This window comes from Nocardioides sp. Z30_9 (genome assembly GCF_058215735.1).
This window is the reverse complement of record NZ_JBZAJF010000001.1, coordinates 1,851,344-1,864,313: the sequence shown is the minus strand read 5'-3', so window position 1 is coordinate 1,864,313 and position 12,970 is coordinate 1,851,344. Positions and strand designations below refer to the sequence as shown.

13 protein-coding genes are annotated in these 12,970 nt (G+C 70.6%); 12 read left to right on the top strand and 1 reads right to left on the bottom strand.

The window, feature by feature from the left end:
- Nucleotides 1-31 precede the first annotated feature (31 nt).
- Together AC4BGB_RS09025 and AC4BGB_RS09020 are read left to right on the top strand one after the other, a co-directional pair.
- Nucleotides 32-535, top strand: coding sequence for a gluconokinase (locus AC4BGB_RS09025; protein WP_490546446.1), 504 nt, complete (start codon nucleotides 32-34; stop codon nucleotides 533-535).
- Entirely contained in the window at nucleotides 535-1,914 is a 1,380-nt protein-coding gene (locus AC4BGB_RS09020) for a GntP family permease (RefSeq protein ID WP_490546445.1), read from the top strand. The genes AC4BGB_RS09025 and AC4BGB_RS09020 overlap by 1 nt, the downstream gene beginning before the upstream one ends.
- A gap of 88 nt (nucleotides 1,915-2,002) precedes the next feature.
- Here the strand turns inward: AC4BGB_RS09020 and AC4BGB_RS09015 are convergent, their stop codons facing one another.
- On the bottom strand, nucleotides 2,003-2,560 hold the full coding sequence (locus tag AC4BGB_RS09015) for a protein-L-isoaspartate O-methyltransferase family protein (RefSeq protein ID WP_490546444.1): 558 nt from the start codon (nucleotides 2,558-2,560) through the stop codon (nucleotides 2,003-2,005).
- A 104-nt stretch (nucleotides 2,561-2,664) separates the two neighbouring features.
- Here AC4BGB_RS09015 and AC4BGB_RS09010 point away from each other — a divergent pair, with 104 nt between their 5' ends.
- The 10 genes from AC4BGB_RS09010 to AC4BGB_RS08965 all read left to right on the top strand — a co-directional run bounded on the left by AC4BGB_RS09010 (nucleotide 2,665) and on the right by AC4BGB_RS08965 (nucleotide 12,699).
- Nucleotides 2,665-3,477 (top strand): GNAT family N-acetyltransferase, encoded by an 813-nt coding sequence (locus AC4BGB_RS09010; RefSeq protein ID WP_490546443.1) that lies wholly within the window; start codon nucleotides 2,665-2,667, stop codon nucleotides 3,475-3,477.
- A 42-nt stretch (nucleotides 3,478-3,519) separates the two neighbouring features.
- Nucleotides 3,520-5,040 (top strand): IMP dehydrogenase, encoded by a 1,521-nt coding sequence (gene guaB, locus AC4BGB_RS09005; RefSeq protein WP_490546442.1) that lies wholly within the window; start codon nucleotides 3,520-3,522, stop codon nucleotides 5,038-5,040.
- A complete protein-coding gene (locus tag AC4BGB_RS09000) occupies nucleotides 5,037-5,828 on the top strand; it encodes an HAD family hydrolase (protein WP_490546441.1) in 792 nt (263 codons plus the stop codon). Before guaB ends, AC4BGB_RS09000 begins: the two co-directional genes overlap by 4 nt.
- Nucleotides 5,829-5,838: 10 nt before the next feature.
- Nucleotides 5,839-6,936, top strand: a complete 1,098-nt coding sequence (locus AC4BGB_RS08995) for a GNAT family N-acetyltransferase (RefSeq protein ID WP_490546440.1) — start codon at nucleotides 5,839-5,841, stop codon at nucleotides 6,934-6,936.
- Nucleotides 6,937-7,029: 93 nt separating this feature from the next.
- On the top strand, nucleotides 7,030-7,302 hold the full coding sequence (locus AC4BGB_RS08990; protein ID WP_490546439.1) for an SRPBCC domain-containing protein: 273 nt from the start codon (nucleotides 7,030-7,032) through the stop codon (nucleotides 7,300-7,302).
- A complete protein-coding gene (locus AC4BGB_RS08985; RefSeq protein ID WP_490546438.1) occupies nucleotides 7,299-7,796 on the top strand; it encodes a universal stress protein in 498 nt (165 codons plus the stop codon). Before AC4BGB_RS08990 ends, AC4BGB_RS08985 begins: the two co-directional genes overlap by 4 nt.
- A 35-nt stretch (nucleotides 7,797-7,831) precedes the next feature.
- Nucleotides 7,832-8,938 (top strand): GuaB3 family IMP dehydrogenase-related protein, encoded by a 1,107-nt coding sequence (locus tag AC4BGB_RS08980; protein ID WP_490546437.1) that lies wholly within the window; start codon nucleotides 7,832-7,834, stop codon nucleotides 8,936-8,938.
- A 101-nt stretch (nucleotides 8,939-9,039) separates the two neighbouring features.
- Nucleotides 9,040-10,461 (top strand): APC family permease, encoded by a 1,422-nt coding sequence (locus AC4BGB_RS08975; RefSeq protein ID WP_490546436.1) that lies wholly within the window; start codon nucleotides 9,040-9,042, stop codon nucleotides 10,459-10,461.
- Nucleotide 10,462: 1 nt separating this feature from the next.
- Nucleotides 10,463-10,939 (top strand): universal stress protein, encoded by a 477-nt coding sequence (locus AC4BGB_RS08970; RefSeq protein WP_490546435.1) that lies wholly within the window; start codon nucleotides 10,463-10,465, stop codon nucleotides 10,937-10,939.
- 38 nt (nucleotides 10,940-10,977) lie between these two features.
- The gene (locus AC4BGB_RS08965) at nucleotides 10,978-12,699 is read left to right on the top strand and encodes a glycerol-3-phosphate dehydrogenase/oxidase (RefSeq protein ID WP_490546434.1); all 1,722 of its coding nucleotides are present in this window, start codon (nucleotides 10,978-10,980) and stop codon (nucleotides 12,697-12,699) included.
- Nucleotides 12,700-12,970: the final 271 nt, after the last annotated feature.

Sequence of the window (12,970 nt, the reverse complement as noted above, 5' to 3'; positions counted from 1 at the left end):
GCCATCACCGTCTGATCTGCGAGGAGTCAGCGTGCCGCCACCGCTGGTCGTGGTCATGGGCGTCTCCGGTTCGGGGAAGTCCACCGTGGGGGCGGCGCTGGCGCAGCGGGTGCGGGCGCCGTACGCCGACGCGGACGACTTCCACCCGCCCGCCAACATCGCGAAGATGAGCGCCGGGGAGGCGCTCGACGACCACGACCGCTGGCCCTGGCTCGAGGAGATCGGCCGCTGGCTGCACGAGCACGAGGCCACCGGGGGAGTGATCAGCTGCTCCGCGCTGCGGCGCCGTTACCGCGACCAGCTGCGCAGCCACACCTCCGCCGTCGAGTTCGTGCACCTGCACGGAAGCCCCGAGGTGATCACCCGTCGCCAGGCGAGCCGGCCGGGGCACTTCATGCCGGCCTCGCTGCTCAGCTCGCAGTTCGCGACGCTGGAGCCACTGGAGCCTGATGAGCACGGGATCGTGATCGAGGTGGACCAGGGCGTCGACGCGATCGTGGAGTCCTACCTCGCCCAGCACCGCCGGGAGACGTGATGGTTCCCCTCGCCGACGCCGCACCGATCATCGAGCCCGTCGCCGCGGGTTGGCAGCTCGTCACCGCCACGCTCCTGGCGATCGCGCTGATCGTCGTGCTGATCACCTGGCTCAAGCTGCACCCGTTCCTGGCGCTGATCTTCGGCGGGCTCACGGTGGGCATCGTGGCCGGCCAGAACCTCAGCGACGTGATCGGCAGCTTCTCCACCGGCTTCGGTACGACGGCCGCCGGCGTCGGCGCCCTGATCGCCCTCGGCGCGATGTTCGCCAAGCTGCTCGCCGACTCCGGCGGCGCCGACCAGATCGTCGACACCATCGTGGGGCGGTCCTCGAAGGCGGGACTGCCGTGGGCGATGGCCGGGGTGGGCGCCCTGATCGGGCTGCCGATGTTCTTCGAGATCGGCCTCGTGCTGCTGATGCCGGTGATCTACCTGGTGGCCAGGCGCGCCCAGCTCTCGGTGATCGCGATCGGCATCCCCACGCTCGCGGGGCTCTCCGCGATGCATGGTCTGGTGCCCCCGCACCCCGGCCCGCTGGTCGCGATCGACTCCCTCGGCGCCGACCTGGGCACGACCCTGATGCTCGGCATCATCGTCGCCGTCCCCACCGTCGTGGTCGCCGGGCCGCTCTTCGGCCGGGTGGCCGCCCGCTGGGTCGACGTACCCGCCCCCGAGATGTTCTCGGGCCGCGAGGAGACCGATGTGGGCGACCGGCCCGGGTTCGGTGTCACCGTGGCCACCGTCCTGCTGCCGGTCGCGCTGATGATGGCCAAGGCGGTCGCCGACATCGCCATCGACGACGAGGACAACCGGGTGCAGCAGGTCTTCGACGTGATCGGCGACCCGTTCATGGCGCTGCTGATCGCGGTCGTCGTGGCGATGTTCACCTTCGGCCGCGGGTCCGGGATGGACCGCGCCGCGATCACCAAGTCGGTGGAGAGCTCGCTGCCGGCCATCGCCGGGATCCTGCTCATCGTGTCGGCCGGCGGCGGGTTCAAGCAGGTGCTGGTGGACACGGGCGTCGGCACCCTGCTGGCCGACTGGGCCAAGGGCGCGAACGTCTCGGTGCTGCTGCTGGCCTGGTTCCTCGCGGTGCTGATCCGCCTGGCGACCGGCTCGGCCACCGTCGCCACGATCACGGCCTCGGCCCTGATGCTCGGGCTGGTCGAGGGGCTCAGCCAGGGCGAGGTCTCGCTGGTGGTGCTCGCGATCGGGTCGGGATCGGTGTTCTTCTCCCACGTCAACGACGCCGGCTTCTGGCTGGTCAAGGAGTACTTCGGGCTCTCGGTCGGCCAGACGATCAAGTCCTGGTCGCTGATGGAGACCACCCTGTCGGTCACCGGCCTGGTGTTCGTGCTCCTGCTGGGCCTGGTCATCTAGCGCGACGCCGTACCCCACAAATGTTGGGTCGGGATGTCGAAACCGCAGTTTCGGACGTCACAACCCAACATTTGTGAGGGTTCGGGCGTCACAGCAGCGGCACGAAGCGGTACCTGCCGTGCTCGCTGGTCTCCACGGCGTCCCCTCGCCGTACTCCCAGGGTCATCGTGCCGGCGACCGGGACCACGATGCGCCCGCCGTCGCCGAGCTGGTCGAGCAGCTCCTCGGGCAGGGTGGCGGCCTCGGCGGAGACCAGGATCCGGTCGTACGGCGCCCCCTCGGGGTGACCCAGCACCGAGGGGACCGCGGGCCGGATGGTGGCCCACGGCTGGTCCCGGCGCTCCAGGTTGCGCGCGCCCCACGCGCTCAGCTGCGGCACCAGCTCGACCCCAATCACGGAGCCGGTGACCCCGGTGAGGTGGGCCAGCAGGGCGGTGACCCAGCCCGACCCGGCGCCGACCTCGAGGACCCGGTGCCCCGCTCGCACCTCCAGCAGGCGCAGCATCGCCTCGACCGTGCGCGGCTGGGAGTTGGTCTGCCCGTGACCGATCGAGATGGGCGCGTCGAGGCCGGAGCGGAGCCGTGCCAGGCGCGGCAGGAAGTCCGCTCGGGGGACGGCGTCGAACGCGGCCGTGACCGGATCCATGCCCACCACTGAACCACCCGGCCCCGCCCGAGTTGCCGAACTTGTTGACATGCCTGCAACACAAGCGCAGCGAGCGCGCAACACACTCCCGCCACTGTGGCCACATGTTCTTCCGAGTTCGGGCCTCGCTCACCGAGCGGCCCGGCGCGCTGGCGCTGCTGTCCACGCGCTGCGGAGACGCCGGCCTGAACATCCTCGGACTGCAGATCTTTCCCGACCTGGGTCGCGTCACCGACGAGCTGGTGATCAGTGCGCCCGACACCTGGACCGCGAAAGCGGTCGCCGAACTCGTGAGTGGTGCAGGCGGGGACGAGGTGAGCGTCGAACCCTGCACCACTCACGACCTGATCGACCAGCCGACCCGGTGGCTGACCGCGGCGCACGACGTGGTCGCGGACCCCGACCTGCTCCCGACCCTGCTGGAGAAGCTGCTCGGTCCGCACCGGGAGAAGTGGAGCGCCACCGAGCACTCCCGCGCCGCGGCGCTCACCGCGCTCGCCTCCTCGGCGGGACGTCCCGTGACCCGCAGGAACGCCACCCCCGTGGAGTACGACGAGACTCCCCGCGGCGTGGTCGCCCGGATCGGCGGACACGTCGTCGGCGTCGCCACGTTCGGCCCCACCGAGGACCACGACCTGACCATCGAGGTGGCTCCGTCCTGGCGCCGGCTCGGCATCGGCACCCAGCTGCTCACCCGGGCGGCGTCGAAGGCGGCGGCCGCCGGAGCCGACGAGATCGTGCTGCTGGCGCTGCCCGAGGACTCCGGCTTCGTCTCCATGCTCAGCAAGGTCGGCCTCCGGGCGAGGATCAAGGCCGGCGACGGGCTGCTGCGGGCACGGATCGTGGTGACCGGAGTGCACCGTTCCACGACCGCTGCACCGGTCCCGGGGGAAGATCGCAGCCCTTCCGGTCGTTAGACTCAGGGTCCAGACGTTTCCACGGGAAGGGCCCCGGATCCGATGACACCAGGTGTCCCCTCAGAAGTCCCCAGCAAGTTCGCACCGCTCGGACTGACCTACGACGACGTGCTGCTCCTGCCGGGTGAGACGGACGTGATCCCGAGCGAGGTCGACACCAGCACGAGGCTCACGCGCGAGATCTCGCTGCGCACGCCGTTGATCTCCAGCGCCATGGACACGGTCACCGAGTCGCGGATGGCGATCGCGATGGCCCGCGAGGGCGGCATCGGCATCCTGCACCGCAACCTGTCCATCGAGGACCAGGCCTACCAGGTCGACCTGGTCAAGCGCACCCAGACCGGCATGATCTCCAACCCGGTCACGATCACCCCGGACAAGACCCTGGAGGAGCTCGACCAGATCTGCGGTGAGTACCGCGTCTCCGGACTGCCCGTGGTCGACACCGACAACCGGCTTCTCGGCATCATCACCAACCGCGACCTGCGCTTCACCCCGCTGGCCGAGTGGGCGACAACCAAGGTCGACGAGGTGATGACCCCGATGCCGCTGATCACCGCACCGATCGGGATCAGCCGCGAGGACGCCACCGCGCTGCTGCGCCAGCACAAGCGCGAGCGGCTGCCGATCGTCGACGACCAGGACCGCCTTGCCGGCCTGATCACGGTCAAGGACTTCGTGAAGTCCGAGCAGTTCCCCAACGCCTCCAACGACGCCGACGGGCGGCTGCTCGTCGGTGCGGCCGTCGGCTACTTCGGCGAGGCCTGGCAGCGCGCCACCACCCTGGTCGAGGCCGGCGTCGACGTGCTCGTGGTGGACACCGCGCACGGCCACGCCCGGCTGCTGCTCGACATGATCGGCCGGCTCAAGAGCGACCCGGCGACCCGGCACGTCCAGATCGTCGGCGGCAACGTCGCCACCCGAGGCGGGGCGCAGGCCCTGATCGACGCGGGTGCGGACGCGGTCAAGGTCGGCGTCGGGCCGGGCTCGATCTGCACCACCCGCGTGGTCGCCGGGGTCGGCGTACCCCAGGTGACCGCGGTCTACGAGGCCTCGCTGGCCTGTGGGCCCTCCGACGTGCCGCTGATCGCCGACGGCGGGCTGCAGTACTCCGGTGACATCGCCAAGGCCCTCGTGGCCGGTGCGGAGTCGGTGATGTTCGGCTCCCTGCTGGCCGGGTGCGAGGAGAGCCCCGGAGAGCTGGTGTTCGTCAACGGCAAGCAGTACAAGTCCTACCGAGGGATGGGCTCGCTCGCCGCGATGTCGAGCCGCGGGAAGAAGTCCTACTCCAAGGACCGCTACTTCCAGGCCGACGTGACCAGCGACGACAAGATCGTCCCCGAGGGCATCGAGGGCCAGGTCGCCTACCGCGGGCCGCTCGCCGCGGTGGCCCACCAGCTGCTCGGCGGCCTGCACCAGTCGATGTTCTACGTCGGTGCCCGGACCATCCCCGAGCTGCGCGAGAAGGGCCGCTTCGTGCGGATCACCTCGGCGGGCCTCAAGGAGAGCCACCCGCACGACGTCCAGATCACGGCCGAGGCGCCCAACTACTCGTGGCGGTGAGGCGCCCGCGCCTGGTCGCCACCGACCTCGACGGCACCCTGCTGCGCAGTGACGGCACCGTCTCGCCGCGGACGCGCGACCTCCTGGTCGAGCTGGACACCGCGGGTGTCCCCGTCGTGTTCGTGACCGGGCGGCCGCTGCGGTGGATGGAGGAGCTGTGGGGCTCGGTCGGCGCCCACGGGCTGGCGATCGTGGCCAACGGTGCAGTGGTCTACGACGTGACCGCCCAGAAGGTCCGCGACGTCACCGGCATCGAGCGTGAGGCCGGGCTCGAGCTGGTCGAGGCGATCACCGCCGAGCTGGCGGGCTCGGCGTTCGCGATCGAGACCGTCGACGGACCGCGTCTGGGCGACGGGTTCGCCGGGCGGCGTCCCTTCCCGCCCGACACCCCGAGCGGCCGGCTCGAGGACGTGTGGGACCAGGCCGCGGTCAAGGTGCTCGTCCGGCACCCGCACGTGCCCTTCGAGGAGCTCCGTGACGCCGTGACGGCCGCCGTCGGTGACCTCGCGACCCCGTCGTGGTCGATGGAAGGCCTGGTGGAGATCAGTGCCGCGGGGATCACCAAGGCCGCCACCCTGGAGCGGGTGAGCACCGAGCTCGGCGTCGAGGCGCATGAGGTGGTCGCGTTCGGGGACATGCCGAACGACCTGGCGATGCTGACGTGGGCCGGGACGGCGTACGCGATGGGCAACGCGCACCCCAGCGTCCTCGAGGTCGCGAGCCACGTGGCGCCCACCAATGACGACGACGGTGTGGCAACAGTGCTCGGCGAGCTCTTCGGGCTGTGAGACTGCTCCCGTGAACGACGTGATCCTCCGGCCCCTCCGCGATTCGGACTGGCCGAGCGTGCACGACCTGGTGGTCGAGGTCGCCACGGCGGGGGAGACCTACGCGATGGAGGTGCCCGCCTCGCAGGAGCAGACGCGGGAGTTCTGGTCCGGCCAGCACGTGGTCGTCGCCGTGGACGGCGACGAGCTCCTCGGCAGCGCCAAGATGGGCCCCAACCGGCCCGCCCAGGGAGCCCACGTCGGCACCGCGAGCTTCATGGTCACCGAGGCGGCACGCGGCCGAGGCGTCGGCCGGCTGCTGGGGGAGTACGGCGTGGCATGGCTGCGGGAGGCCGGGTACGCCGGGATCCAGTTCAACGCAGTCGTCTCCACCAACGTCGCCGCCGTGCGGCTGTGGCAGTCGCTGGGCTTCCGCGTCGTGGGCACCGTCCCGGACGCCTACCGGCTGCCCCCGGGCCACGACGCCGAGCATGCCGACCTGCACGTGATGCACCTGGACCTGCGGCCACCGCTGCCCCCGACTCCCGCTCAACCCGCCGGCGTGCACCGGGACCGCATCCTGGGGGCCGCGGCGAGGCAGTTCGCCGCACGCGGCTGGGGGCGCACCACGTTCGCCGACGTGGCCCGTGACGCCGGGGTCCCGGAGGAGACCGTGACGCGCTCTTTCGGGTCCCGCGCCGAGCTGCTGATCGCGGCGATCCGTCGGGTGAGCTTCGGGAAGCACCCCGACCTGCAGGCTGCTCTCTCGGCCCTGCGGCTCGACGAGGTCGAGGGGGTCGAGGGGCGCCTGGAGCGGGCGGCCGGGTTCGCGTGCGACGTGCTGGGGCAGATGGCGCCGCTGGTCGCCGTACTCAACGAGGCCGCCGGCAGCGACGCCACCGCGCTGGCCGTGCGTCACGGCGCCGAGCTCCGGCGCCTGGGGTCCTCGCGCGCCGTGGTATCCCTCCTGGTCCGCGACGGCACGCCCTCACCCGACGCGGTGCCGGTGGTGCAGATGCTCACCTCGGCGGAGACGTTCCTGGCCTTCCGGGCGCTTGGCTGGAGCCCGGAGCGCTACCGCGACTGGCTGCGTGACGCTCTCGACCACGCGGTCAACGGCGGCCGCTGACCCGCGCCCACTCGGACCGGCCTGCACCCCTTTGTCCCCGCGCGACTCTGGACAAGGACGGGGGAACAGCGGCCGACCGGCGGGAGCAGGCCATTGACCACCAACGTCGTCGTCGTCGTGGAACGACGGTTCGACGTCCCCCGGGCAGTGTTGTTCAAGGCCTGGACCGACCCTGAGCAGGCGGTCCACTGGCGCGGCAGCCCCGGCTGGCACGTGGAGCCCGGGAGCTACACCTCCGAACTGCGGCTGGGTGGGCGGCACCACCACGTGAAGGTCCGCGACGACGATCCGCAGGTGCGGGTGACGACCGACGCGGTGTTCACCGAGTTCTTCGACCCCGACGTCTTCGTGGCCAAGCAGCGATGACCGCGGCCGGGGCCGAGGTGGGGACCGCGGGGAGCGGCGATCGCACGATCGTGGTCGGGACCGACGGAGGTCCCCTGGCAGGGCCGGCAGTGGACCGGGCGGCCTGGCTGGCGAACCGGGACGGGGCCTACCTGGTGATCGTGTGCGCCTACTCCGACCTGTCGCGCCGCGACGACGCGCGGATGGTCGCCACCAGCGGGGGCGACAGCAGGATCGGGCACGTCTTCGGGAAGGGGCGGGCCGAGCAGGCCCTGGCGGAGGCGGTCGAGATCGCCCGGTCGCAGAAGGCGACCGTGATGGCGGCGGTGATGCTCGACTCCACCCCGGCCGAGGCGCTGCTGCGGACCGGCACCTTCTACGACGCGGTGATGATCGTGCTCGGAGCCCACCAGGCCACCTCGATCGCCGACCGGCTCCTGGGCACCGTGGTCGCCGAAGTCGTCCGCCGTGCGACCTGCGACGTGCTCATCGTCCGCCCGCGCGAGGCTCGGTGATCCTCGGTGGACCAGCGGCGTGAAAGACTCACGGGGTGACTGAGATCGAGATCGGCCGGGCCAAGCGCGGCCGCCGCGCCTATGCCTTCGACGACATCGCGATCGTGCCGAGCCGGCGCACGCGTGACCCCGAGGAGGTGTCCACCGCCTGGCAGATCGACGCCTACCGGTTCGAGCTGCCCATCCTCGCGGCCCCGATGGACTCCGTGATGTCGCCGGAGACCGCGATCGCGTTCGGCACCTTCGGCGGGCTCGGCGTGCTCAACCTCGAGGGCCTCTGGACCAGGTACGACGACCCCACCGACCTGCTCGAGGAGGTCTCCGGGCTGACCGGTCCCGACGCCGTACGCCGGATGCAGGAGATCTACACCGAGCCGATCCGGGCCGAGCTGATCACCGAGCGGATCCGACAGGTGCGCGACGCCGGCGTGACCGTCGCCGGCAGCCTGAGCCCGCAGCGGACCAAGGAGTTCGCCAAGACCGTGGTCGACGCCGGGGTCGACATGTTCGTCATCCGCGGCACCACGGTGAGCGCGGAGCACGTCAGCGCCCACTCCGAGCCGCTGAACCTCAAGGACTTCATCTACGAGCTCGACGTCCCCGTGATCGTCGGTGGCTGTGCGACGTACCAGGCCGCCCTGCACCTGATGCGCACCGGCGCGGCGGGTGTCCTCGTCGGCTTCGGCGGAGGTGCCGCGCACACCACGCGGCAGGTGCTCGGTGTCGCCGTACCGATGGCGAGTGCCGTGGCCGACGTCGCGGCCGCACGGCGTGACTACCTCGACGAGTCCGGCGGCCGCTACGCCCACGTGATCGCCGACGGGTCGATCGGCAAGAGCGGCGACATCGCCAAGGCCGTGGCCTGTGGCGCCGACGCGGTGATGATCGGCTCGCCGCTGGCACGTGCAACGGATGCTCCCGGCCGTGGCTTCCACTGGGGCGCGGAGGCGCACCACGCCGAGCTGCCCCGGGGCGAGCGCGTCGGGTTCGAGACGGTCGGCACGCTGGAGGAGATCCTGTTCGGTCCCTCCCGGGTCGCCGACGGCACGATGAACCTGATGGGCGCGCTGCGCCGGGCGATGGCGACGACCGGCTACACCGATCTCAAGGAGTTCCAGCGCATCGAGGTCGTCGTCAGCTGATCGGCACGCGACGAGACGGGTGATCCTGGGAGGTTTCCTCCTCGGGCTCCTCGGGAACGGTCAGCGAAACACGCTGCACCACTCCTGGATGCGAGGCGCTCATGTCCGACACCACCGCAGAGCGGGCGGACCCCGCCGACTCAGGCTCCGACAGTGAGCTGAAACGGTCCATCACCGGTCGACTGCTGTTCTTCTACGTCCTCGGTGACGTCCTCGGCTCGGGGATCTACGTGCTCATCGGCGCGGTCGCCGGCGCCATCGGCGGGGCCTTCTGGATGGCGTTCGCGGTCGGTGTCTCGATCGCCACGATCACCGGGCTCGCCTACGCAGAGCTGGTCACGAAGTACCCGCAGGCCGCCGGTGCGGCGCTCTACGTCAACAAGGCCTTCAAGAACAAGGCGCTGACCTTCCTGGTCACCGTCACGTTCCTGTCCGCCAGCTTCGCTGCCGCGGGCTCCCTGGCGACCGGGTTCTCCGCGTACTTCTCCCAGGTGTGGGACCTGCCGCCGGCACTGCTGATCAGCCTGGTGTTCATCCTGCTGCTGGCGGTGGTGAACTTCATCGGCATCACCGAGTCGGTGGTGGCCAACATGCTGATGACGTTCGTGGAGATCGCCGGGCTGATCATCATCATGATCATCGGGATCATCTACGTCGCCGAGGGGAACGCGGACTTCGGCAGCCTGGTGGAGTTCGAGGCCGAGGGGAACCCGGTCTTCGCTCTGGTCGCCGGCGTCGCGCTCGCGTTCTTCGCGATGACCGGCTTCGAGAACGCCGCCAACGTCGCCGAGGAGACGATCAACCCCTCCAAGAACTTCCCGCGTGCGCTCATCGGCGGCATGATCGCCGCCGGTGTCATCTACGTGATCGTGGCGGTCACCGCCGCGCTGACCGTGCCCACCAGGACGCTCGCCGACTCCGACGCCGCGCTGCTCGAGGTGGTCAAGGAGGGCATCCTGCCCGTGCCGGTAGGCGTGATGACGATGCTGTTCGCGGTGATCGCGATGGTCGCGATCACCAACACCACGCTGGTGGCCGTGGTCACGCAGTCGCGGATCCTCTACGGGATGGCCCGCGAGGACGTGGTGCCCGGCATGTTCTCCAAGATCCACGCCTCGCGCCGCAGCCCGTGGGTGGCGCTGATCTTCTCGGCGATCGTCGTCATCGGCCTGCTGCTGGTGGGCGCCGCGCTGAACAAGGCGGGCGTGGGAGTCGACGTGGTGGAGCGGCTCTCGCTGGTCACCGTCGTGCTGACCCTGGCGATCTACGTGATGGTGATCCTGGCCTGCCTCAAGCTCGGCGACCAGGACAACCACGACGACTCATTCCGTGCGTCCCGCCCGCTGCTCTATCTGGGTATCGTGGGCAACTTCCTGCTGCTGATCTACGTCGTCGTAGACGACCCGTTCTCGCTGGTGTGGTGCGCTGGGCTCCTCGCCCTGGGCGGTGCGCTCTACCTGGCGGAGTACTTCTTCGGCAGGCCGGAACCCAAGGAAACCTCGAACGCACCGAAGGAGATCTGAGATGCACGTGATCATCGCGATCGACGGATCACGGCAGTCGCTGAGCGCGGCTCGCCACCTCAAGTCGTTCGCCGACCCAGCGAAGATCTCCGACATCTCCATCCTGGCGGTCGTCCGGCCACTGGCCGCCGTCTCCTTCGCCGACGAGATCAGCACGTCGAAGAGCGCCGACGACCCCGACATGCGCACGTTCCGCGAGGCCGCGGAGGCAGCCGTGGCGAAGGTCGCCGAGGAGTTCGACGGATGGGGCCCCAAGGTGCACCGCCGGCTGCGCAGCGGGTCGCCGGCCAACGAGATCATCAAGGCCGCCAAGCAGCTCAACGCCGGCCTGGTGGTGGTGGCCAGCGGTGGTCGCGGGCTCAGCGAGCACGTGTTGATGGGCAGCACCGCCCAGCGGGTGCAGCAGTACGCGCCGTGCCCGGTGCTCGTCGTACGCCCGACGCCGCGGAAGTCGGCCGCGAAGCGCAAGACCTCCTGATCCACGAGGAAGTAACACCCCGCTGACAGACTGGATGCATGACGCTGACGGCTGATCTCGGTCCGGGTTCGCGCGCGAAGGCGCTGGAGTCGATGCAGGCGGGCGAGCTCGACGTGCTCGTGGTCGGCGCCGGTGTCGTGGGTGCCGGCACCGCGCTGGACGCCGTCTCGCGCGGACGCTCCACCGCGCTGGTGGAGCAGCGCGACTTCGCCAGCGGGACCTCCTCGCGTTCCTCCAAGCTGGTGCACGGCGGGCTGCGCTACCTGGAGATGTTCGACTTCCCCCTGGTCAAGGAGGCCCTCGAGGAGCGCGGGCTGCTGCTGACCCGGCTGGCGCCGCACCTGGTGCGGCCGGTGCCGTTCCTCTACCCGCTGCACCACACCTGGGAGCGCCCTTACGTCGGCGCCGGGCTGGTGCTCTACGACGGGATGGCGCTGGCTGGCGCCCGCGCGGGCAGGCACGAGATGGGGGTGCCGCGACACCGGCACCTGTTCCGCAAGCAGCTGGCGCGGATCGCCCCGGACCTGCGCAGCGAGGACCTGACCGGCGCGATCCAGTACTACGACTGCCAGGTCGACGACGCGCGCTTGGTGCTGACCATCGCGAGGACCGCGGCGGCGTACGGCGCGCACGTGGCCTCGCGGACCAAGGTCATCGACTTCCTGCGCGAGGGCGACCGGGTCGTCGGCGTACGCGCCGTGGACCTCGAGAACGACCGGGAGTTCGACGTGCGCGCCAAGGTGGTCGTCAACGCCGGCGGCGTCTGGACCAACCAGGTCCAGGAGATGCTCGGGGGGCGCGGGGCGCTCGACGTCGAGGCCAGCAAGGGGATTCACCTCGTCGTTCCGCGGGACCGGATCCGTAGTGAGGCCGGCTTCATCACCAAGACCGAGAAGTCAGTGCTCTTCGTGATCCCGTGGGGCCGCCACTGGATCATCGGCACCACCGACACCCCGTGGGACCTCGACCTCGCCCACCCGGCGGCTTCGCGCAGCGACATCGACTACGTGCTCGAGCACGTGAACAGGCTGCTGCGGACGCCGCTGGACCACACCGATGTCCAGGGCGTGTACGCCGGTCTGCGACCCCTGCTCAAGGGCGCCACCGAGCCCACCTCGAAGATCTCCCGCGAGCACACCGTGGCCACCCCGGCGCCGGGCATGGTGATCATCGCGGGCGGCAAGCTGACCACCTACCGGGTGATGGCTCGTGACGCCGTGGACGCGGCCGAGGAGTTCCTCGACAACAACGCGGGCCCGAGCATCACCGAGAGGGTGCCGCTGCTCGGGGCGGCGGGCTTCGAGGCCCGCACGAACCAGCGGGTGGCGCTGGCCCGGTCCAGCGGCCTCGACCTGGTCCGGGTCGACCACTTGCTGGGCCGCTACGGCGGTCTCGTCGACGAGGTCCTCGACCTGGTGCGGGCTCGCCCCGAGCTGGCCGAGCTCCTGCCCGGCTCGGAGGACTACCTCGCGGCCGAGGTCGTCTATGCGGTCACCCACGAGGGAGCCAGGCACCTCGACGACGTCCTGGCCCGTCGTACGCGATTGTCGGTGGAGTCCTTCGACCGCGGCACCGCCGCCGCCCGCCCCGCCGCGGAGCTGATGGCAGCCGAGCTCGGCTGGGACCAGACCCGCCTGGACGAGGAGGTCGACCACTACCTCCGCCGCGTCGAGGCCGAACGACAGAGCCAGGAGAAGCTCACCGACCAGGAAGCCGACGAAGCCCGAGTCCAGGCCCCGGAAGGACCCTGGGCAGTCTGACCCGAGGTGGTCGAGCAGCGAGCGGAGCGAGCGGATAGTCGAGACCACGCTGGGTGAACGGGGAGGCAGAAGTACGCCGGATGGTGGGCCCGGGGTACGCCGGTGCACGCGACCCCATGGTGGTCGAGCAGCGAGCGGAGCGAGCGGATAGTCGAGACCACGTGAGTGGGCCGGGAAGCAGACCTACGCCGGGTGGTGGGCCGGGGGTACGCCGTGGTCACGCGACCACCATCTGGTCGCCTGGCCGTCGTACGCCCCATGTGCAGGCGCC